The 19,539-nt window shown below is 64.1% G+C and carries 23 protein-coding genes and 2 tRNA genes; 11 read left to right on the plus strand and 14 right to left on the minus strand.

Annotation, left to right across the window (positions count from 1 at the left end):
* Window positions 1–606 precede the first annotated feature (606 nt).
* Complete coding sequence (locus FJW06_RS18330) at window positions 607–849, plus strand: DUF982 domain-containing protein (protein WP_140753634.1); 243 nt, start codon at window positions 607–609, stop codon at window positions 847–849.
* Between the two features lie 344 nt (window positions 850–1,193).
* Here the strand turns inward: FJW06_RS18330 and FJW06_RS30190 are convergent, their stop codons facing one another.
* The 4 genes from FJW06_RS30190 to FJW06_RS18350 all read right to left on the minus strand — a co-directional run bounded on the left by FJW06_RS30190 (window position 1,194) and on the right by FJW06_RS18350 (window position 3,285).
* Complete coding sequence (locus FJW06_RS30190; RefSeq protein WP_181178408.1) at window positions 1,194–1,784, minus strand: glycosyltransferase family 9 protein; 591 nt, start codon at window positions 1,782–1,784, stop codon at window positions 1,194–1,196.
* A 561-nt stretch (window positions 1,785–2,345) separates the two neighbouring features.
* Complete coding sequence (locus FJW06_RS18340) at window positions 2,346–2,783, minus strand: hypothetical protein (RefSeq protein ID WP_210238974.1); 438 nt, start codon at window positions 2,781–2,783, stop codon at window positions 2,346–2,348.
* Window positions 2,784–2,848: 65 nt separating this feature from the next.
* A tRNA-Arg gene (locus FJW06_RS18345) sits at window positions 2,849–2,925 on the minus strand.
* Between the two features lie 54 nt (window positions 2,926–2,979).
* A complete protein-coding gene (locus tag FJW06_RS18350; protein ID WP_041001802.1) occupies window positions 2,980–3,285 on the minus strand; it encodes an ETC complex I subunit in 306 nt (101 codons plus the stop codon).
* A 249-nt stretch (window positions 3,286–3,534) separates the two neighbouring features.
* On the opposite strand from FJW06_RS18350, the gene FJW06_RS30845 reads away from it, so the two are divergent.
* From FJW06_RS30845 to FJW06_RS18375, 5 genes are all read left to right on the plus strand, one after another.
* Window positions 3,535–4,503: an NAD(P)H-dependent oxidoreductase gene (locus FJW06_RS30845; protein WP_181178410.1), complete on the plus strand. Its 969-nt coding sequence runs from the start codon at window positions 3,535–3,537 to the stop codon at window positions 4,501–4,503.
* Between the two features lie 135 nt (window positions 4,504–4,638).
* Complete coding sequence (locus tag FJW06_RS18360; RefSeq protein ID WP_140753706.1) at window positions 4,639–5,814, plus strand: NAD(P)/FAD-dependent oxidoreductase; 1,176 nt, start codon at window positions 4,639–4,641, stop codon at window positions 5,812–5,814.
* 73 nt (window positions 5,815–5,887) lie between these two features.
* A tRNA-Pro gene (locus FJW06_RS18365) sits at window positions 5,888–5,964 on the plus strand.
* A 69-nt stretch (window positions 5,965–6,033) separates the two neighbouring features.
* Window positions 6,034–6,756, plus strand: coding sequence for a hypothetical protein (locus tag FJW06_RS18370; RefSeq protein WP_140753636.1), 723 nt, complete (start codon window positions 6,034–6,036; stop codon window positions 6,754–6,756).
* A 375-nt stretch (window positions 6,757–7,131) separates the two neighbouring features.
* A complete protein-coding gene (locus FJW06_RS18375) occupies window positions 7,132–7,395 on the plus strand; it encodes a hypothetical protein (RefSeq protein WP_140753637.1) in 264 nt (87 codons plus the stop codon).
* A 21-nt stretch (window positions 7,396–7,416) separates the two neighbouring features.
* Here FJW06_RS18375 and hdaA read toward each other — a convergent pair whose 3' ends face one another.
* The 3 genes from hdaA to FJW06_RS18390 are packed head-to-tail and all read right to left on the minus strand — an operon-like array spanning window position 7,417 to window position 9,914.
* The gene (gene hdaA / locus FJW06_RS18380; protein WP_140753638.1) at window positions 7,417–8,121 is read right to left on the minus strand and encodes a DnaA regulatory inactivator HdaA; all 705 of its coding nucleotides are present in this window, start codon (window positions 8,119–8,121) and stop codon (window positions 7,417–7,419) included.
* 1 nt (window position 8,122) lies between these two features.
* Complete coding sequence (locus FJW06_RS18385; RefSeq protein WP_181178412.1) at window positions 8,123–9,268, minus strand: AI-2E family transporter; 1,146 nt, start codon at window positions 9,266–9,268, stop codon at window positions 8,123–8,125.
* A gap of 13 nt (window positions 9,269–9,281) precedes the next feature.
* Window positions 9,282–9,914: a CDP-alcohol phosphatidyltransferase family protein gene (locus FJW06_RS18390; protein ID WP_140753639.1), complete on the minus strand. Its 633-nt coding sequence runs from the start codon at window positions 9,912–9,914 to the stop codon at window positions 9,282–9,284.
* Window positions 9,915–10,098: 184 nt separating this feature from the next.
* Here FJW06_RS18390 and purM point away from each other — a divergent pair, with 184 nt between their 5' ends.
* Genes purM through FJW06_RS18405 form a run of 3 tightly spaced genes read left to right on the plus strand, consistent with a single transcriptional unit; the run spans window position 10,099 to window position 12,406 of the window.
* Window positions 10,099–11,178, plus strand: a complete 1,080-nt coding sequence (gene purM, locus FJW06_RS18395) for a phosphoribosylformylglycinamidine cyclo-ligase (RefSeq protein ID WP_140753640.1) — start codon at window positions 10,099–10,101, stop codon at window positions 11,176–11,178.
* A complete protein-coding gene (gene purN / locus FJW06_RS18400; RefSeq protein ID WP_140753641.1) occupies window positions 11,175–11,882 on the plus strand; it encodes a phosphoribosylglycinamide formyltransferase in 708 nt (235 codons plus the stop codon). The genes purM and purN overlap by 4 nt, the downstream gene beginning before the upstream one ends.
* An 8-nt stretch (window positions 11,883–11,890) precedes the next feature.
* Window positions 11,891–12,406: a histidine phosphatase family protein gene (locus FJW06_RS18405; RefSeq protein WP_140753642.1), complete on the plus strand. Its 516-nt coding sequence runs from the start codon at window positions 11,891–11,893 to the stop codon at window positions 12,404–12,406.
* 101 nt (window positions 12,407–12,507) lie between these two features.
* On the opposite strand, the gene FJW06_RS18410 is transcribed toward FJW06_RS18405, so the two are convergent.
* The 4 genes from FJW06_RS18410 to FJW06_RS18425 form a co-directional block, all read right to left on the minus strand.
* Entirely contained in the window at window positions 12,508–12,750 is a 243-nt protein-coding gene (locus FJW06_RS18410) for a DUF680 domain-containing protein (protein ID WP_140753643.1), read from the minus strand.
* A gap of 292 nt (window positions 12,751–13,042) precedes the next feature.
* Window positions 13,043–13,249, minus strand: coding sequence for a DUF680 domain-containing protein (locus FJW06_RS18415; protein ID WP_140753644.1), 207 nt, complete (start codon window positions 13,247–13,249; stop codon window positions 13,043–13,045).
* 321 nt (window positions 13,250–13,570) lie between these two features.
* Window positions 13,571–13,777 carry a DUF680 domain-containing protein gene (locus tag FJW06_RS18420; RefSeq protein ID WP_041010800.1) on the minus strand — a complete coding sequence of 69 codons (207 nt, stop codon included), beginning with the start codon at window positions 13,775–13,777 and terminating at the stop codon, window positions 13,571–13,573.
* Between the two features lie 69 nt (window positions 13,778–13,846).
* Window positions 13,847–14,080 carry a DUF680 domain-containing protein gene (locus FJW06_RS18425; protein ID WP_140753645.1) on the minus strand — a complete coding sequence of 78 codons (234 nt, stop codon included), beginning with the start codon at window positions 14,078–14,080 and terminating at the stop codon, window positions 13,847–13,849.
* A 483-nt stretch (window positions 14,081–14,563) separates the two neighbouring features.
* On the opposite strand from FJW06_RS18425, the gene FJW06_RS18430 reads away from it, so the two are divergent.
* Both FJW06_RS18430 and FJW06_RS18435 read left to right on the plus strand, forming a co-directional pair.
* On the plus strand, window positions 14,564–15,241 hold the full coding sequence (locus FJW06_RS18430) for a response regulator (RefSeq protein ID WP_140753646.1): 678 nt from the start codon (window positions 14,564–14,566) through the stop codon (window positions 15,239–15,241).
* Window positions 15,238–16,626: a sensor histidine kinase gene (locus FJW06_RS18435; protein WP_140753647.1), complete on the plus strand. Its 1,389-nt coding sequence runs from the start codon at window positions 15,238–15,240 to the stop codon at window positions 16,624–16,626. The genes FJW06_RS18430 and FJW06_RS18435 overlap by 4 nt, the downstream gene beginning before the upstream one ends.
* Here FJW06_RS18435 and FJW06_RS18440 read toward each other — a convergent pair whose 3' ends face one another.
* From FJW06_RS18440 to FJW06_RS18450, 3 genes are all read right to left on the minus strand, one after another.
* Window positions 16,627–17,502, minus strand: coding sequence for an ABC transporter permease (locus tag FJW06_RS18440; RefSeq protein WP_140753648.1), 876 nt, complete (start codon window positions 17,500–17,502; stop codon window positions 16,627–16,629). It abuts the gene before it with no gap.
* A gap of 13 nt (window positions 17,503–17,515) precedes the next feature.
* On the minus strand, window positions 17,516–18,370 hold the full coding sequence (locus tag FJW06_RS18445; protein WP_140753649.1) for an ABC transporter ATP-binding protein: 855 nt from the start codon (window positions 18,368–18,370) through the stop codon (window positions 17,516–17,518).
* Between the two features lie 165 nt (window positions 18,371–18,535).
* Window positions 18,536–19,537, minus strand: a complete 1,002-nt coding sequence (locus FJW06_RS18450) for an ABC transporter substrate-binding protein (RefSeq protein WP_246674696.1) — start codon at window positions 19,535–19,537, stop codon at window positions 18,536–18,538.
* Between the last annotated feature and the right edge of the window lie 2 nt (window positions 19,538–19,539).

Genomic DNA, 19,539 nt, shown 5'->3' on the forward strand with positions numbered 1-19,539 from the left:
CGGAGACAACAGGATTCCGGCCCGGAAGATGCATATGGCCAACTGAAGCGGCGTGAACATGCCTGGCGGTGACGGGCCTATCGGTCGCGCCATTTGACGGGAAGCCGGCGCTCCGTTCGAAACGCGCGCGCACGATCCGTCTCAGGGCGCGAGCGGTGCAGTCGCGCTTCCTCGTAGAGTCCGAAAGCGGTCGCCATCAAGGTGGCAACGGTCATGGTGGATGCGAGCACGGCGATAAGCATGAGAGATCTTCCCGCGTTTCATCAGCCTGCCGCATTGACTAGCGCTGCCCGCGAGGATGCGGCAGTGACTTTGGTCACGCTATTTTTTCAACGTCGGCAATCGCGGATTGGCTGGCCCCTGAGCCCTTCCGGACGCTGCCCGATCACTCTATCTCGTTGTTTTTGTGCAAGCGGGGCGGAAGGTTAGGGCGAAAGCGCCGAGCCTAACCGCTCACACTTTCCCGCAGTTCCCCAGCCTTGAAATTCTTCGGAACCTAACGCCCGGTGATTGGTTAACGCGCGGGTCCGCAATCGCGGAGCCGCATCGGGCGCCATCCGGCGCCGATTGCTTGCTCAAAAGACGATCATAAGAACGGAGGAAGTGATGAACGATGTCTGGTTTTCCGAGCCGGTCGTGATCGATTTCCAGCCAAACGGCCAGCGCAAGGTTTCGAGCTGCTTCGAGGCGATGGAATGCCTCGACCAGCGCTGGCCCAGACAGGCGCGCGACGGCGCCTGGCGCTCGGCGAGCCGCGTCTGCCGCGACGCGCTCGACGGCCTGCGCAGCCCGGTCGAAGCCCGCAAGACGCTGCGCAAGGCGGCCAAGGTGGCCGGCCTGCTGGCGTAACCCAATTTTTTTCCCATGGCGCCCGTGACGGGCGTCACCAAGCCCGTCGCGGTTTCCCATTGCCGCGGCGGGCTTGCGTTTCAATGGAGGCGCGGTGACGGCCGACGCATACTTGGAATGCGTTCAAGCACGCGTCCCGTACATGAAAACGCCGGCCGCTGGCTTCGGGGTTGCCTGACGGGTTCAGGCCGCTCCATTTCGGCGAGTCGACCGGCAGGCCGCAACGCGAGCACCGGCACGTGGTAAACGGGCGGTTATTATCCACGGGCACACACGACAGAAGCAAGCCAGGACTGGCGGGGCGTCGGCCCTTTGAAGGCCCCCGATCTAACGGAAACGCAATCCTAGGCAGCTTTGCCGGTATCGCGGTTCAAGCGTGGTCGTTGCCTAACGATTTCGTCGAGACGGGCAATGGCAACTTCCAGCGGAATGTCCTCTGTTTTCGAAGACCCAAACTCCTGCGCTTCGACGACCCAATGGTGCGGGGTGATGGGCCGCCACAGGCGTGCATTCGTTGGCCCTGCAAGCGTAAGGATCGCGGACGACCGCGTCGCGACCCAATGACCTAAACCGCTTTCGGCTGCGACGATACATACGGCGCGATCAGCAAGAGCATGAAATATCCAAGGAAGTATCAACGGATCTCGGACCGCCGTTGCATCGACTATTTGAAAGCCTGCGCGGTCTATCCATTCTCGCTGATCCTGCTCCTGCGGGCCGATCAAGAACACCGGAACGTTGCCGCCTCGTGCAGCGTAAGCAGCAAGGGAAAGCCATTTGTCCTTGCCCCAGAACTTGTTGACCGATGGCCCTGGCGACAGGCCTATGAAAGGACTTCCGATGGGCACCAGACGGGCCGCTTCATGAGCCGCCTCCGGCATAATAGGCACGACCGTTTCAAACGGCAGAAGGCGCCCGGCAACGATTTCCGCCATTCGGTGCCAGCGGAGAGCGTTGGTCGGTGGTCTCATCTCTCCAAGGCCAGGAATGTTGTGTCGCAGAGCGAAGCCAGGAAAACATGCTAGGTATCGAAGATTCAACCCAGCGGTTGCCAAGTAGCTTGGTATTGTTCGTCTGCTAGACCGAATATCAAGTACATATTCTACGGGGCCAAGCTGGCGGATCAGAGCACGTAATCCAGAGACGCTCGACAATGGCTGGTCTAACAACACTTTATCAATTATTTCTCTTCGCATCGCGCTTAAAGTCGAGAGCCAGACCGATCCCTCTGCAGACGCACAAACAATCGAATGCGTTGGGAATGCCAGACGCAAAGCCCGGTACATTGGGATGCGCAACACTGCATCGCCGAGTTTTTCATTGTGCGTAAGCGCAAGAATTATCGGCTTTGCGCCACTGTCGGTCAAAAACACCCCCTTGCACTGGTTGCCTGCATGCACCTTCGCTTAGCTCAAGTCCCCTCGCATTCCAAGCAGCTTGATGTTTCGCTCAACCCGAGCCACCTGACCCGGGGCTGCATGGCCGAAAACGTCAAGTCAGCGTCCGGCCTGGACGATGATCTTTACAATTGCCTCGTCTATCCCAATCCTCCCCTTGCGCCTTTGCCCATCGGCGTCGCGAAAATCGATCCAGCCTTCGTTGAAGCCGTCGAGCACCAGCAGCAATTCCGCCGCGGTCCTGCCGACACCGGCGGTCGCGACCATCGCAACCGGTCGATCGAGCGGCTGGAGATAACTGTCGATGACGCCCTCGTCGCGCGCCGAAGCGATGTCCCACTGGGCATTTTCCATGAACCAGGCGGCGCGCAGGAACGTCACGGCCACGGGCAGATCGGCGAGTGCTTCCTCCAGCAGGCGCAACACGTTGAGCAGATTGGGTTGCTCCGCATCGGCGCCGATGGTCGACAGCACGACGACCTTGGGTGGGAGCGCCCTGTGCAGGGCCTCGCGAACGACGGCGATCTTCGGCAGCACGTCCGGGAAATCGGGCTCGAAAGTTTAGATCCGGGCTCAGCTAGATCTCATAGGTCATTGAACCTTGGCGATCCCGGCAGGATTCGAACCTGCGACCATCGGCTTAGAAGGCCGGTGCTCTATCCAGCTGAGCTACGGGACCGTCGGCCGGCCAAGCCGGCTGGTCAATCATGCCGCGTGAGGCAAGACTCGAAAGTCAGTGCGTCCAGGGCGTCCTACGGTCATAGCGGAAATTGTCCGAATAGGAAATCTGCCGGCGCTTGGCTTCCTTCGGCTCTTCGACGCGATAGGCGATCTTTTCCTTCTCGGCGTAGGCGATCGCCTCTTCCTTCGTGTCGAAGGTGAGCTTCACCTGGCTCAGCATGTCGCCCGAGCTGGTGTAGCCCATCAGCGGGTCGATCTTCTTGCGCTGGGCGGGATCGAATTCCAGCACCCAATATCCGGTCTTGGCCTTGCCGGACTGCATCGCGGTTTTGGCTGGACTGAAAATGCGCGCGGACATGACCACCTCTTTGCAGCCCGAAAACCGGGCACCGTTGTTCAGCGCCATTTCCAGGGTCCATCGGGAGCCTGAAACCTCGCGCCAACCCGTCATTACTGTGCAATCACCGCGGCGGCAAGGCCGCAAGCGCCTCGGGCGCGCGCGACGGCGCGAGGGAACCTCACTCCGCCGCCGACATTATCGAAACGTCGGGCGGGCCGAGCCGTGCCGGCCTTCCCTGTGAGCCACCAACAAAACGGACGTTTCGCGATGACCGATGCAACCGAACATGCCGTCCTGCAGCTCGCCGTGCTTGTCGGCAGCCTGCGCGCCCAATCCTTCAGCCGCAAGATCGCCAAGGCGCTGGCTGCCCGCGCGCCGGATTCGGTGCGCTGCCGCTTCGTCGAGATCGGCGAGTTGCCGCTCTACAACGAGGATCTGGACGGCGACAGCCCGCCCCCAACGTGGTCGGCCTTCCGCGCGGCGATGCGCGAATGCGACGCGGTGCTGTTCGTAACCCCGGAATACAACCGCTCGATCCCGGGCTGTCTGAAGAACGCGCTGGATGTCGGCTCGCGGCCGTCGGGCAAGAGCGTGTTCAAGGGCCTGCCCGCCGGGGTCGTCAGCGTTAGCCCGAGCAAGATCGGCGCCTTCGGCTCCAACCAGGCGCTTCGGCAGACCTTCGTCTTCCTCGACATGCCGGTGATGCAGCAGCCGGAGGCTTATATCGGCAATGTCGCGGAGCTGCTCGACGACAAGGGCGCCGTCACCAATGCCGACACCGCCGCCTTCCTCGAGAATTTCATGGCCGGCCTGGAAAGCTGGATCAGGAGAGTGCATCCCGGCAGTTCGTCCTTCGATGCCTTCATGAAGCAGCGCGAGAAGATCGCCGAGGACTATGTCAACGGCGATGCGACCTCGCTGAAGGCGATCGTCACCCATGCCGGGCCGGCGACGTTCTTTTCGCCGCGCGGCGACCATCTCGAAGGCGCCGACGCAGTTGCGGGCCGCTACGAGCGTGATGCTGCGAGCTTCCAGAAGGGCGGCAGCACCGACCTGGAGGTGCTGCAGGCTTCAGCGAGCGGCGATCTGGCCTTCTGGACCGGCCTGCAGCATGCCAAGGCGCGCATGGGCAGGAACGGCGAGGCGACCGAGATGACCTTGCGGGTGACGGAAGTGTTCCGGCTGGAGGACGGCGCCTTCAAGCTGGTGCATCGCCACGCCGACCCGGTTCATTAGCCGGCGCTTGTAAAATCCGCGACACAATGCCGGAGGTTTTTGCAACAGCCACCTATTCCTTTTGGCCGGTGGGCGGCATATGTCAGATACATGATCATGCCACTTGAAGGCATGATGACGACGATAAAGACACGAATGGGCGCGGAAGCGAAAGTCTTGCCGTCGGGGGTCGGCGAGCCAGCGATATTGGACGGCACGATTGTCATCGGCGCGGGCGCCGCAGGGCTTGCCGCCGCACATGCGCTGGCAACAGCCGGCGTGACGGTGCAAGTCCTGGAGCGCGAGGGGCGGCTGGCCGGGCCCTGGCATCGCCGCCACGACAATCTGCATCTCAACACGCATCGCGACCTCTCCGCATTGCCCGGCGTTTCCTATCCGGCAGGGACGCCGGCTTTCCCGCATCGCAGCGCCGTCATCCGTCACCTCAACGATTTCGCCCAAACGCACCGGCTGCCCATCGCCTTCGGTGTCGTGGTCGACGAGATCGAATTTCGCGACGACCACTGGTTGCTGCGGACAAATACGGGTTTGATGGCGGCGCGGCATGTGGTGATAGCCACCGGGCGCGACCGGCAACCCTTCATTCCCGCCTGGAAGGGCATGGAGGATTTTTCGGGATCGATCATCCACTCGGCCGATTTCGGTAAGGCAAGCGACTATGCTGGCAAGAAGGTGCTGGTGGTCGGCGCCGGCAATTCCGGCTTCGACGCGCTCAACCATCTTTCCGGCGTCGAGACGGGCCAGATGTGGCTTTCGGCGCGCAACGGACCCTCGCTGCTGCCCAAACGCATCCGCAAGATCGCCGTGCACCGCATATCGCCGCTCATGGCCAGACTGCCGACAAGGCTCGCTGACGCGGCAATGGCGGCAACGCAGCGCCTGGTGTTCGGCGATCTTACGAAATACGGCCTGCCGCCTGCCCCGGCGGGCGGCGCGAGCCGGCTCGGTTCCGACTATACGGCGATCGCCGCGGATGATGGCGCGGTCGACGCCATCAAGGCCGGGCGCATCATCGTGGTGCCGCAACTGCGCGAATTCAGGCCCGGTGGCATCGTGCTCGACAATGGCCAGACGATCGCGCCCGACATCGTCATTGCGGCCACCGGCTACCGCACCGGGCTGGAGACGATGCTGGGTGGGCTTGGCGTGCTCGACGCCAAGGGCGTGCCGCTGTTCAACGGCGCCGCCAACGATCCGAAGCTCCCCGGACTCTGGTTCACCGGCATGCGGCCGAGCATTCGCGGCTGCTTTGCCAATGCAAGAATCCAAGGCGCCGCGATCGCCAGGAAGATCGCCAGCAGGAATCGCTGAGCGGAACGGTCGCTTTTGACCTCCGTTTTTGTGTTGCCTTCCGGGCGTGCGCCCCCTATACGCCCCGGGACGTCGGAGTGTAGCGCAGCCTGGTAGCGCACCTGATTTGGGATCAGGGGGTCGCGTGTTCGAATCACGCCACTCCGACCATTACTTCCTTCCTCGACAGAACCAAGCCGGTCTCTGCGTCCCTGCATTCCGGCCAGAGGGGGTCTCATCTTGGCAACCGTGGTCGTAGCAATCCTCGACAGGGACAATTGGGACGCCAACACCGACATCATCGTCATCGTGGATGGCGCTGGGCGGCGGCTGACATGGGTGCCGCGCGACTTGTGGTCTCGCGTCATAAATGACCGCGTCAATGCGGGCTTCGGCATGGGTGGCGGCAAGTTGCTGCTCGACGCGCTGGCGGGACTGGGATTTATGGCAGACAGCGCGATCTGCCTCCGGCGCGGCGCGACCGAGGCCGCGCTCGCCAGCGCCAGCGTCAGGGTGCCGATCCGCGCGCCGCTCGATTTCTGGTATCCGCTGACGCCAACAAGCCGCATCGAGGACGGACGCCAACAGGTTTCCTTCCGGCCGCCCGCCGAAACATTAATGGGCGCCCGCCTCCATCAATGGATCGGCGCCCGCACGATGGTCAACGGACAGGGAAGCGACTTCCACCGCATGCGACGCCAGATCGTGTTCCTGCGCGCGCTCCTTGCCCAGGGTTTCGATTTCCGCCTCGTGCTGAAGGATCCGGAACTGGTGCGGATCACGGGTGAGGATCCGTTGCCCCTGCTTGCCCGCGTCTCGACCAACTGGCGCATGCGGGTGCATGACTGGGTGGACGACGCCGTCATCGACGGCAAGATGGTCCTGGTCCCGCGCAAGCCGAAGCCGTGGTGGCGGCGGCAACTGCGCCGGCTGCGAGACAGGCTGAAGGGGAAGCGTATCTAGCCCATTTGGCCGCTGGAACGGTAAACCCGCCGGGCGAGAACCCCAACACCTCGAGCCCGGCGAGCCTACAACCCGATCAGGAACGCGACCGGGACCGGGATCAACCGGCATTGTCTGCCTTGCAAGAGCGATGCCGGAAAGACTGTTCCGAAATGGGACGGCTAGAGCGTTTCACCGTTTCACGGAAACGGCGAACCGCTCTATCTCTTTGTTTTTACGCAATTCCGGACGGAAAACCGATCACACTTTTCCTGGAATTGCTCTAGGCCGCGGGCTCCCACGGATTGATCACGGACACACCGGCTGTGGCTTGAATAACCCCTCGCTTCCAACTTTGTCGCCGGTCTAAGCTTTGAACAAAAAGGGGGATTTCCGATGCCTGTCGTCGAGGCGGTGCTGTCGCTGATCGGCCCGGCCTATTTAGCCTATTACGGCTTTGCCGTTCCGGTCATGGTGATCTGGGCAATTCTGTGCGCTGCGCTCTGGGTTTGGAACAACCGGCCGAGCAAGAGACCGGGCGGCATCGCGCGGTCGCGGTCCGCCGGCCTGATGTTTTTCGTCCTTGTCGCCGCCGGTTACATCGCGGCGCACACTGGCGTGTATCTTTTGGCCCAGCATCTGGCCGGGCTATGGGCGTAACCGCCGGGCCCCTATCGGTGGCTAAATGTCGAACTCGCCCTGCCCTTCGTCCATGGCGCTTACGGTCTCGGCGGCTAGCGCGCGGGTGATCGGCGTCTTGCGCTCGAGGGCTGCGCGGTCGAGCCGCTCGACGACGCGCATGGCGGTGCGGAGCGAGCGCTCGATGCGGCGCACCAGATATTGCACCACATGCGGCTCGACCTCGACCTGACGGTCGGCGAAGAGCTTCGTGATGACGCCGGCAAGCAAGAGGTCGTCGGGCTCGTGGATTTCGACCGTCGCCGCCGCCTTCAGCCGCGAGACGAGGTCGGGCAGCGCGACACGCCAGGCCGAGGGAAAACGCCGCGCAGTGAGCAGCAGCGTCGAGCCCGCGCCGCGCACGGCGTTGATCAGGTGGAACAGGCCCGGCTCGTCGATCGCCGCCTTGTCGATGTCGTCGATTAGCGCCGGCCTGTTGCCGAGTGCGGCTATGTGGTCGCCGATCCGGCTGGGATCGATAGCGACGGCATGCGCTCGATCCTGCCAGATCCGGGCGAGGTGCGTCTTGCCGGAGCCGGGCGGCCCGGCCAGCACCACCACCGGCGACGGCCAGTCCGGCCAGCTGTCGATCAGCGACGCGGCTTGCGCATTGGTGCCCGAGACGACGAGCTCGTCGCGCGAATAGCCGGTGCCGTGGCCGAGATCGAGCGGCAGCTGGCGCGGCGTATCTGCTGGCTGAGCGGCCATTTCAGCCCCGCTTCGAGCGGTGGCCGCCGCCGCGATCGGCCGGCAATGGCGGCGCGGGTTCGGTGGCGTGGCCCTTGTAAAGCGGTGATTCGAGATAGCGGCCGATCGCGAAGCGGACCAGCACGGCAATCGCCGCCGAGGCCGGCACGGCAATCAAGAGGCCGACGAAGCCGAACAGCGCGCCGAAAGCAAACAGCGCGAACATCAGCCAGACCGGATGCAGGCCGACGCTCTTTCCGACCAGCCGCGGCTGCAGGATGTTGCCCTCGATGAACTGGCCGACGAAGAACACACAGGCAACCGCAACCACCATGGTCCAGTCCGGCCAGAACTGGACGAAAGCGACGCCGACGGCGAGCACCAGCCCGGTCAAGGAACCCACATAGGGGATGAAGGAGATCAGGCCGGCGAAGAAGCCGATGAGGATGGCGAAGTTCAAGCCGGTCAGCGTCAAGCCCGTGGCGTACATGGCGCCGAGCACAAGGCAGAGCGTGCCCTGTCCACGCACGAAGCCCGCGGTGGCGGTGTTGATGTCGCGGGCAAGCGCGCGCACCGTCTCGACATGGTCGCGCGGCACCCAGCCGTCGACCTCGGCCACCATCCGGTCCCAGTCGAGCAGCATGTAGAAGGCAACGACCGGGGTGACGACGAACAGGCTGACCACCGAGACCAGCGCCACGCCCGAGCTCCAGATCGAGGTGAAGACGGTGGTGAGCAGGCTGAAGCCGGAGGTCAAGAGCGAGTTCAGCCCGTCGCGCAGGCCGGCGGCGTTGACGCCGAAACGCTGTTCCAGCCATTTCGGGTCGAAGCTGGTGATCAGCGACTGCAGGCGCGTGAGATATTCCGGCAGCTTGCGGGCGAAATCGGCCATCTGCGTGGCCAGCACCGGCACCAGGATGACGAAGGCCAGCACCACGACGACGATGAAAGCGATCAGGATCACCACCGTCGCCATCAGGCGTGAGAGGCCGAGCCGCTGCAGCCAGTCGGCGACGGGGTCGAGAAAATAGGCGAGCACCATGCCGGCCACGAACGGCAGGAGGATACCCGAGAAGACATAGAGGAACAGCGCAAGCAGGACGGCCGTCGCCAGCCAGAAGAAGACCTGGCGACGAAGCCCACCGGAGCTGTCGGCGGCGGCGATCACCGCGCCATCGCTCTCAGGCGTCCGCGCTGGGGCCGCCCGACTTGCCGATGCCCGACTTGATGTCGCCGGAATTGGTGTTGTCGTTCTGGGAGTTGCTCGTCCTGGAGCCTTCGCCATAGCCGCTCATATGCCTTAGCCAAGCCACGAGATAGGCCGCGGCCGAAGCCACGGTCAAGACCCCGGTCAGCAATATGAGCGCAGTCCGCAGCGGGCCGAGATGCACGGAAAAGGCAAGTTCGCCCAGCACAAGCGCCGCCAGCACGATCTGCGCGGCGGTGTTGGCCTTCGACACCAAGAGAGGCTTCACCTCGACCGGATGGTTCATCACGCTGGACAGGAGCACGGCGCAGACGATCAACCCATCGCGCGAGACCACGGTCACCACCAGCCAGAGCGGCAGCTCGCCGGCAAAGCCCATGACGACGAAGACGGAGACCAGGAGGAGCTTGTCGGCGACCGGATCGAGGTAGGCGCCGAGGCGGGACGACTGGTTCCAGCGGCGCGCGATAAAGCCGTCGACGCCGTCGGAAATGCCGGCGACGAGGAAACCGGCGAAGGCCCAACCCCAAAGCGACTGCAGCATGGCCAGCACGACGGCAGGCACGAGCAGCAGCCGCATGATCGTGATCATGTTGGGAAGGGTCACGTGAGGTCCCGTCGTGTCTTTTGTTGAGAAAAGATGAGGGAGATGGGAGATTGGCGCAAGTAGCGGGGCAGCTTCGGCGCCTCGCCCACTTTCCACGCTTTTATCGGCGGGAACGGCCGTCATCCTTGCCCCCCGAAACCATTCATGCGAAGAGCCCGCAATGACAAACAGGGACGAGCCGACGATGAGCAAAGGCGATAAGGCCAAGCGCAGGAACGGGCTCACCTATGCCGAAGCGGGCGTCGATATCGATGCCGGCAATCTGATGGTCGAGAAGATCAAGCCGCTGGTGCGCGCGACGCGCCGGCCGGGCGCCGACGGCGAGATCGGCGGCTTCGGCGGGCTGTTCGACCTGAAGGCGGCCGGCTTCACCGATCCGGTGCTGGTCGCCGCCAATGACGGCGTCGGCACCAAGCTCAAGATCGCCATCGATTCCGGCAAGCACGACACGATCGGCATCGACCTCGTCGCCATGTGCGTCAACGACATCGTCGTGCAGGGCGCGGAGCCGCTCTTCTTCCTCGACTATTTCGCCACCGGCAAGCTCGACCCCGAGCAGGGCGCTGCGATCGTCGGCGGCATCGCGCAAGGCTGCCGACAGGCCGGCTGCGCGCTGATCGGCGGCGAGACGGCCGAGATGCCCGGCATGTATCACGACAAGGACTATGACCTTGCCGGTTTCGCCGTGGGCGCGGCCGAGCGCGGGCAGTTGCTGCCGACCGACGACATCGTCGAGGGCGACGTGCTGCTCGGCCTTGCCTCGTCCGGGCTGCATTCCAACGGCTTTTCGCTGGTGCGCCGCATCGTTGCCGCGAGCGGCCTCGGCTGGAGCGATCCGGCGCCGTTCAACGAGGAACTCAGCCTCGCCGAGGCGCTGCTCGAGCCGACGCGCATCTATGTGAAGTCGATCCTGAAGGCGATCCGCAATACGCATGGCATCAAGGCGCTCGCCCATATCACCGGCGGCGGCTTCCCGGAAAACATTCCGCGCGTGCTGCCCAAGGATTTTTCGGCCGAGCTCGACCTCGAGGCGATCGACGTGCCGCCGGTGTTCTCGTGGCTGGCCAGGACCGGCGGCGTCGCGCCGCAAGAAATGATGCGCACCTTCAACTGCGGCATCGGCATGATCCTCGCCGTCGCCTCGGGCCAGGCGGCGCAGGTTGCGGCGGTGCTGCAGGAGGCCGGCGAAACTGTGACGCCGATCGGCCGCATCGTGCCGCGCCGCGACGCCGGCGTCATCTACAGGGGCTCGATCGGCCTATGAGCAGGAAACGCACGGTCGTCCTGATCTCGGGACGTGGCTCCAACATGACGGCGCTGATCGCGGCGGCCAGCGACCCAACCTATCCGGCCGAGATCGTCGGCGTCATCTCCGACCGCGCCAATGCTGCCGGCCTCGGCATCGCCCAGTCGCGCGGCGTCGCCACCAAGGTCATCCAGCGCGCCGATCATCCGAGCAAGGACGCCTATGATGCCGCGATCGACGCCGCGCTCAGCGGCTTCGGCGCCGACATCGTCGCGCTCGCCGGCTATATGCGCATCCTCGGCCGCGGCCTCGTCGAAAAATGGCAAGGGCGCATGGTCAACATCCACCCTGCCCTGCTGCCGGCCTTCAAGGGGCTGGACACGCACGCGCGCGCGATCCGCGCCGGTGTTCGCATCCATGGCTGCTCGGTGCATTTCGTCACGCCCGAAATGGATGACGGGCCGATCATCGCGCAGGCCGCGGTGCCGGTGATGGTCGGCGACAATGAGGACACGCTTGCCGCGCGCGTGCTGAAGGTCGAGCACCGGCTCTATCCGTTGGCGCTGGGCCTCGTCGCCGAAGGCAAGGCGCGCGTGGAAAAGGGCCACACCGTGCTCGCCCACTTCGCCGACGACGCCGACAACGCCACCTCGATGGTGATGGCGCCCGACCCGCTGCGCGAGGAGACGGACCTCGAACAGCTGGCGCGGATCACGCCGTAGAGGCGTCAATGCCCCTGAAACAACTGCTTATCCTACGCCACGCCAAGTCGAGCTGGAGCGATCCCGCACTTGCCGATTTCGACCGCCCTCTCGCCCCACGCGGCTTGAAGACGGCGCCGCTGATGGGGCGGGAGCTTGCCCGGCGCAGCTGGCTGCCCGACCTCGCCTTGGTCTCGCCGGCGCTGCGCACCCGCGACACCTGGCGGCTGGTCGCCCAGGAACTGCCGAAACATGTGCAGGCGGAATTCGCGGAAGAACTCTACGAGGCGGCCGCCGGTACCATCCTGGCGCGCGTGCGGCAGGTCAGGGCAAGGTGTGTGCTGGTGATCGGCCACAATCCCGGCCTGCAGCACTTTGCGCTGCGGCTGGCCGACGCCGGATCGGATGAGAGCGTCTTCAAGAAGATCGAAGCGAAGTTTCCGACGGCGGCGCTTGCTCGCTTCACGCTGGACGACGATTGGGCGGATCTCGACTTTCGCGGCGCCCGGCTAACGCATTGCGTGAGGCCGAAAGACTTAGCGTAGAGGGCACAGCCAACTCCCTGCAAGGCAGGCGCTTCTTTGCCGCTCAATACAAAGGGCGGCGGAACAAGTCCGCCGCCCTTTGACTTATCCGAGGCGTGAAATCAGTTGCCCCAGATGCCCTGACCCGGGTCCGGCCAAGCCTTGGAGCCGGCAGGGCCAGTCGTCATCGAGGTGTCGACGTCGGCCGGCTTGGCAGCCTCATGCTTACGGATCGAAGCGGTGGGGCTGCTGTCTACAGAGACGGTCGGCCGGTTGGCGTCATTGGGGTCGTAGTGGTCGCTCGCGGCGAAGGCGGAGCCCATGGCGAGAAGCATTGCGGCGGTGGTGAGAGCGATCCTGGTCATTTCGGTTTCCTAGTTCGTTTGGTTCGTCGAGGCGGTGGCTTTGGGAGGATGGCCCCGCTGCCGACAAGACCGATGGCGTCCGGGATTTATTCCCGGCGCATCCGTTTTTTTCAACCAGCACAGCAGGCTCGGCCTGGATTTCGCCTGGAAAAAAGGTGAACGATTACAACTGCTTGTGATGACAAATCCTCGTAATCGATTCAAACCGGCGATAGCCGACTGTCAAAAGCAGAGCGGCGGGACAAGCCCGCCGCTCAAGGTCTTGGAAGAGAGTCTTGGAAGACCGGGCGGTTCAGCGGTTGCCGAACAGATCCTGGGCCTCGGCCTGGGCGGCGGGCTTCTGGACATTCGCGTCCGACTTCTTGATCGACGCGGTGAAGGAGGTGTCGACCGAAGCAGCCTGCCGGTTGGCCTCATTGGGATTGTAGTGGTCCGACCCGGCGAAGGCGGCGCCAGTGGCGACAAGCAGGGCGGCAGCGGTAAGAGCGATCTTGGTCATTTCAATACTCCTGGTTTCGGGTTGAGCTGTTTGGTCGGGCGCGATTGGCGATCCGATGACCTGGTGGATCGGCATGGGACAGCCTCGGACAATCGCCCGGGTGCCGCCCGCTCGCTCCACTCGCTTGAATTTCCTGGCATCGGCCCCGTCTACCGGCCCTTGCTCCCACTTCGACGGCACCGGGGGCGTCGTTACAGGCATCACCGCTTCGTGATGAATGCTTGATCAACCCGGCAAAAGCGGCCTCAAAAGGCAGCCGCTGTAGAAAAACAGAGCGGCGGGACAAGCCCGCCGCTTTGAAGTCTTGGGAAACTGGGCCGTTTAGCGGTTGCCGAACAAATCCTGGGCAGGAGCCTGAGCCGCCGGCTTCTGGACATTCGCGTCCGACTTCTTGATCGAAGCGGTGACCGAGGTGTCGACTGAAGCGGCCGGCCGGTTGGCTTCGTTCGGGTTGTAGTGGTCCGACCCGGCGAAAGCGGCGCCAGTGGCGACAAGCAGGGCGGCGGCGGTAAGAGCGATCTTGGTCATTTGAGTTACTCCAAATTCAAAGTCGATGATTGGGTTGATGGTCAGATATTGGTCGGGACTGGAACCAGCTTAGTGGTTGCCCCAGAGGCCCTGGCCGGATTCCTGCTGGTTCGAGCTGGGCGCATTCTTGATGAAGCGCTGTTCGAACTTGCGGATCGAACCGGTGACGGCGCGATCGACGTTGCCCGCCGGGGCCGTCACGGCCGACTGGTTGGCATCGTTGGGGTTGAAGTGGTCGCTGCCGGCGAAAGCGCTGCCCGTGGCAATGAGGAAGGCAGCGGCGGCAAAAGCAATCTTGTTCATTTTAGGTACTCCAGATTTCAAAAGTCGTGTCCGTCTAGTGGCGTGCCTTGATGGAAATTCGCGTCGCTCGGACCACCCTGAAATGGGTCGGCTCTGTTGCCATTTCCAATCACGAAAAGTTGTGAACCGAACCGTTCGGTTCGATCTTGAAATTACGTGAGCGACGCAGCGGTCACATTTTTACCTTTCAGTATCAAAGCCTTATATACATCGCCGCCAGATGCAGTACCCTGGCATGGGATGCCGGTGTTCACCTTCGCTACACGAACCGTCAACGTTAATTGAACCGAACGGTTCGGTTTCATTGGCTGCACGGCCTAACACGCAGCTCGGCAGACGCCATGATCGGGGTGGCGACCGCCGGGAAACCACGTTTGCCTTGCGGACTGATCGATACTATCGGTTGCCTCAGGGACCAATTTGGACGCCGCCCGCCGCCTTTTGGCGAAGACCGGCGCCATTGGGAGGAAATTACGACATACGATGCGGCTGCTGCTTGTCGAGGACAATCGCGAACTGGCCGATTGGCTGAGCAAGACGCTGCGCCAGGCAAGCTATGTCGTCGACGTCGTGCATGACGGCGAGGATGTCGAGCATGCTTTGGCCGCCGGCGACCACGCCTTGATCATCCTCGACCTTGCCCTGCCCCGCATGGGCGGCATGGAGGTGCTGAAAAAGCTGCGGGCGCGCGGCAACCCGGTGCCGGTGATCGTGCTTACCGCCAACGCCAGCCTCGACGGCCGGGTCAAGGGCCTTAACGAAGGCGCCGACGACTATTTGGCGAAACCCTTCCAGATCGAGGAGTTGGAAGCCCGCATCCGCGTGCAGCTGCGCCGCGCCAACGACCGCACCGCGCCCGTCATTGCCTGCGGCGATCTTGTCTTCGACACCAACACCCGCCTGTTTTCGCTCGCCGGCGTGACGCTGTCGCTAACGCCGCGCGAACACGCCGTGCTGGAGCAGCTCGTCGTCAAGTCCGGGCGCACCGTGAGCAAGGCAGCGCTATCGACCGCGATCTACGACTTCGAGACCGACGCCGACCCCAGCGCCATCGAAATCTACGTGCACCGGCTGCGCAAGAAGCTCGAGGGATCGCGAGTCCAGATCGCCACCTTGCGCGGCCTCGGCTACCTCCTGCGCCACGACGATCCGGCGCCATGAGGATCGGCAGGCTTCGGATCGGCAGCCTTCGCCTGCAATTGCTGGCCTGGGTGGTGCTGCCGCTGGCCGGACTCGCCGCCATCAATCTGTGGACCAGTCATCGCAATGCGATGGCGACAGCGGACCTCGTCACCGACCGCATGCTGGTCGGCTCGGCGCGCGCCATCGCCGAGCAGGTGGCGATGGCCGACGGCGCGCTCGACGCCACCGTGCCACCGGCAGCGATCGAGATGTTCGACACTGGCGACCGTGACAGCGTCTATTATCGCGTCGAGACTGCCGGCGGGCGCCTGCTGACCGGCTATCCCGACCTGCCCGTAGCGCCTGAGCGCGGCAGCATTGAAGCCTCCTATCGCGATCACCCGCTGCGCCTTGCAACGCTCGGCCATGCGGTGATCGGCGCCGGCACGGACTCACCGATCAAGGTCACGGTCGGCGTCACACTCGCAGGCCATGACGCGATGGTGAAGCGCCTATGGCTCAGCGCCTTCGCCCAGCAGCTTGCGCTGGTGGCTATTGCGGGCGTGTTCGTGCTGCTCGGCCTGCGCCGCGGGCTGGCGCCGCTCATCCGGTTGCGCGACGCGGTGCGCTCGCGCAGCCGCAGCGACCTCGAACCGGTCGAGATTTCAGGCGCGCAAAGCGAGATCCGGCCGCTGATCGAGGCACTCAACGCCTATATGGAGCGCGTGCGGGCCCAGATGGCGGCGCAACGGCGCTTCATCGCCAACGCCGCGCATCAGCTGCGCACACCGCTGGCGCTCTTGTCGACGCAGGCGAGCTACGCCTTGCGGGAGACCAAGGCCGACCAGCGGCAGGAGGCACTTGTGGCGCTGCAGGCGAGCTCAGGCAAATTGGCGCGGTTGGCCGAACAGTTGCTCACCCTGTCCAGGGCTGAACCCGGCAGCCGGCGGCCGCGCGCCGACTTGATCGACCTCACCGAAGCCGCGCGCCACGTGCTGGAAGCGCAGGCGCCGGCGGCGATCAAGCGCGACATCGACCTCGGTCTCGACGAGAATGGACCAGTGCCGGTGATCGGCGACGGCACAATGCTGCGCGAGATGATCGTCAACCTGGTCGACAATGCGCTGCGCTATTCCAAACCGGGCGGCAGCGTTACCGTAAAACTCACCGCCTCGGATGGCGAGGCCGAGCTCACAGTCAGCGATGCCGGACCGGGAATCCCGGTGGAAGAGCGGGAACATGTCTTCGAGCGCTTCTACCGTATTGCCGGCGCGACCGAGGAAGGCAGCGGGCTCGGCCTGGCGATCGTGCGCGAGGTGGTCGAGAATGCCGGCGGCAGCGTCACACTGGGTGACGCCGCCGCGGGCGGGCTCAAGGTCGAGGTGCGGCTGCCGCTGGCTGCGGCAAAAGACTCCGCTGCCTGATCACGTCCCCTGCTCGTTGAACGGCGCCGGGCGCCATTTCACCACATAGTTCTCGAAGCGGGTGATCAGGAACTCCACGACCAGCGCCATCACCGCCAGGATGATCATGGCCGCGAAGACGCCATTGGCGTTGAAGGCGCCTTGTGCCGTCGAGATCAGGAGGCCCATGCCCTGCTTGGCGCCGAGGAACTCGCCAACCACGGCGCCGACAAGGGCGAAGCCAAACGAGACATGCAGGCTGGCGAGGATCCAGCTCATCGCCGAGGGAATGATCACCGATGTGGTGATCTGCATCGGCGAGGCGCCGAGGATCTGGGCGTTGGCGATCATCGCCCTGTCGGCCTCGCGCACGCCCTGGAAAGCGTTGGCGAAGACGACGAAGAACACCATCACCACGGCCAGCGCCACCTTGGATGCCATGCCTAGCCCGAGCGCGATGATGAAGACCGAGCCAAGCACCACGCGCGGCACCGAGTTCGCTATCTTGATGTAGATCGAAAAGACGTCCGCCAGCAGCTTGTTGCGGCCGAGGATGATGCCCGCCACGATGCCGCCGACGGCGCCGATGGCGAAGCCGAGGAAGGTTTCCTCAAGCGTCACGTAGATCTGCTGCCAGAGCGGCCCCTGCGAGGTGCCCTCGGTGACCCAGGACCAGATCTGCTCCCAGATGCCCGACGGGCTGGAGAAGAAGAACGGGTCGATGATGTTGTAATCGGCGCCGAGTTCCCAAAGACTGAGGAAAGCGATGAGGATCGCGAGGCGCAGGGCGATGACCAAGGCGTGGCGCTTGCGCAGCCGCGCCCTTGCCTGCGCTTCGGCGGCGACGATCGACGTCGCGCGGGAGGCAGCCTGTTCGGTCGGAGAGATGGCGGTCATGCGGTTTCTCCTTTCAATGGCCGGTCTGAAGGCCACGGCTCTGGCCGAGTTGCACTTCCTCGCGAAGATCGTTCCAGATCACCTTGGCGATCTCGATGAATTTCGGGTCGTAGCGGATGTCGGCCATGACGCGCGGGCGCGGCAGGTCGATGCGGTAGACGCTCTTCACCGTGCCTGGGCCGGCGGTGAGCACATAGACCTTGTCGGCCAGGGCCACCGCTTCCTCGAGATCATGCGTGACGAAGACGACGGAGGACTTCAGCCCCGACCATAGGCCCAAGAGCTCGTCCTGCATGGCGGTGCGGGTCTGCATGTCGAGCGCGCTGAAGGGCTCGTCCATCAGCAGGATCTTGGGCTGGTTGATGAAGGTCTGTGCAAGCGCCACGCGCTTGCGCATGCCGCCCGAGAGTTGGTGCGGATAATGCTTTTCGAAACGCGAAAGGCCGACGCGCCCGATCCAGTCGCGCGCCTTGTCGTAGGCTTCCTGCTTCGGCGTGCCGCGGAAAAGCGGACCGGCGGCGACATTATCGATGACGCTGCGCCACGGAAACAGCGCGTCGGCCTGGAAGACGAAGCCGATGTCGCGGCTGATGTCGGTGACCGGATTGCCCATGACGCGGACATTGCCAGTGGTGGGCCTGAGTAGGCCGGTGACGAGGTTGAGCGTCGTCGACTTGCCGCAGCCGGTCGGGCCGACGACGCAGGCGAATTCGCCGCGCGCCACCGTCATGGTGAAATCGCGGATCGCCGTCATCATGTGGCCGTCCGGCGTGACGAAGCGCAGCGTCACATCGTCGATGGCTATGGCGGCATCGGCCGGCGGCGCGGCGGGAGACAGTTTCTCGGCCGCCATGGTCTGGGATTGCATGGCACACTCCTGTTGTGGTGGCGCGGGGATGCCGGCGGGTCAAGCTCATGGGCCTGACTCGGCTCGGCATCCGGAAAGGCGCCGCTGCCGAATTGATTCAGGCGGCCGGCGCAAGCTGTTGTTTTTCAAGGACGGACCGATCGGCCCGCCCTTGCCTGTCGGCGCTTACTTCGCCGCGTCGACGAACTCGGTCGTGTAGGTCTTCGACAGGTCGATCTGCTTGCCCTGCAGGCTCTTGGAGAAGGTCGACAGAACCTTCAGCACCGTCTCCGGTCCGTCGGCCGGCATGCGGCCGTCCGGCGTGAACATCGCCTTGCCGCCGGCAAGGCCCTGCACATAGAGGTCCTTGCTGCCGGCGTAATAGTCCTTCGGCATCTTGCCGGCGATCTCTTCGGCCGAGTGGCCGGCGATGAATTTCATCGTCTTGACGAAGGCATTGGCGAGCTTCTGCGCCTCGTCCTTATGACCTTCGAGCCAGCTCGACTGAACGTAGAAGGAGGCCGCCGGATAATCACCGCCCAGCGCTGCCTTGGTCTTCTCGGGCGTGCGCATGTCGACCAGCACTTTGGCCTCGCCGGTCTGGAGCAGCTTGGCGATGGTCGGCTCGGTGGTCATGCCGGCCTGGATCTGGTCCTGCTTGATGGCGGCGATGAAGGTGTTGCCGGCGCCGACCGGAAGCAGCGTGTAATCGCCGGGTTTCAGGCCGTTGCGGACGGCGAGATACTGGGTGAGGAAATCGGTCGAGGAGCCGAGACCGGTGACGCCGAGCGTCGCGCCTTTGAAGTCGGCCGGCGACTTGATCTCCGGATGCTTGGCCGAGACCAGCTCGACCTCGCCCGGCGCCTGGCTGAACTGCACGATCGACTGGATGTATTTGCCCTTCGACTGCAGGTCGACGGTGTGATCGTAGAAGCCGACGACGCCCTGCACGGCGCCGGCCAGCAATTCATTCTCGGCCTCGACGCCCGCGCGGGAGTTCACCAGCTCCACGTCCAGCCCCTCATCCTTGAAATAGCCGAGCTGCTGGGTGAGCACGGCCGGGAGATAGATCTGCTTTTCCATGCCGCCGACGATGATGGTGATCTTGTCGGCAGCCGAGGCCGCCGATGCGCCAGCGCCAACGATGGCAAGCGTCAGCGCCACCGAGCGCAGGACGCGTCTAGAGATGA

The organism is Mesorhizobium sp. B4-1-3 (assembly GCF_006439355.1).
Lineage (GTDB): Bacteria > Pseudomonadota > Alphaproteobacteria > Rhizobiales > Rhizobiaceae > Mesorhizobium.

Coding starts and splice junctions, on each gene's coding strand:
- purM (WP_140753640.1), top strand. CDS start 10,099: ATGAGCAAAGGCGATAAGGCCAAGCGCAGGAACGGGCTCACCTATGCC.
- hdaA (WP_140753638.1), bottom strand. CDS start 8,121: ATGGCCGCTCAGCCAGCAGATACGCCGCGCCAGCTGCCGCTCGATCTC.
- FJW06_RS18420 (WP_041010800.1), bottom strand. CDS start 13,777: ATGACCAAGATCGCTCTTACCGCCGCCGCCCTGCTTGTCGCCACTGGC.
- FJW06_RS18360 (WP_140753706.1), top strand. CDS start 4,639: ATGGGCGCGGAAGCGAAAGTCTTGCCGTCGGGGGTCGGCGAGCCAGCG.
- FJW06_RS18350 (WP_041001802.1), bottom strand. CDS start 3,285: ATGTCCGCGCGCATTTTCAGTCCAGCCAAAACCGCGATGCAGTCCGGC.
- FJW06_RS18435 (WP_140753647.1), top strand. CDS start 15,238: ATGAGGATCGGCAGGCTTCGGATCGGCAGCCTTCGCCTGCAATTGCTG.
- FJW06_RS18440 (WP_140753648.1), bottom strand. CDS start 17,502: ATGACCGCCATCTCTCCGACCGAACAGGCTGCCTCCCGCGCGACGTCG.
- FJW06_RS18430 (WP_140753646.1), top strand. CDS start 14,564: ATGCGGCTGCTGCTTGTCGAGGACAATCGCGAACTGGCCGATTGGCTG.
- FJW06_RS18445 (WP_140753649.1), bottom strand. CDS start 18,370: ATGCAATCCCAGACCATGGCGGCCGAGAAACTGTCTCCCGCCGCGCCG.
- FJW06_RS30190 (WP_181178408.1), bottom strand. CDS start 1,784: ATGGCGGAAATCGTTGCCGGGCGCCTTCTGCCGTTTGAAACGGTCGTG.
- FJW06_RS18415 (WP_140753644.1), bottom strand. CDS start 13,249: ATGACCAAGATCGCTCTTACCGCTGCCGCCCTGCTTGTCGCCACTGGC.
- FJW06_RS18410 (WP_140753643.1), bottom strand. CDS start 12,750: ATGACCAGGATCGCTCTCACCACCGCCGCAATGCTTCTCGCCATGGGC.
- FJW06_RS30845 (WP_181178410.1), top strand. CDS start 3,535: ATGACCGATGCAACCGAACATGCCGTCCTGCAGCTCGCCGTGCTTGTC.
- FJW06_RS18405 (WP_140753642.1), top strand. CDS start 11,891: ATGCCCCTGAAACAACTGCTTATCCTACGCCACGCCAAGTCGAGCTGG.
- FJW06_RS18425 (WP_140753645.1), bottom strand. CDS start 14,080: ATGAACAAGATTGCTTTTGCCGCCGCTGCCTTCCTCATTGCCACGGGC.
- FJW06_RS18375 (WP_140753637.1), top strand. CDS start 7,132: ATGCCTGTCGTCGAGGCGGTGCTGTCGCTGATCGGCCCGGCCTATTTA.
- FJW06_RS18330 (WP_140753634.1), top strand. CDS start 607: ATGAACGATGTCTGGTTTTCCGAGCCGGTCGTGATCGATTTCCAGCCA.
- purN (WP_140753641.1), top strand. CDS start 11,175: ATGAGCAGGAAACGCACGGTCGTCCTGATCTCGGGACGTGGCTCCAAC.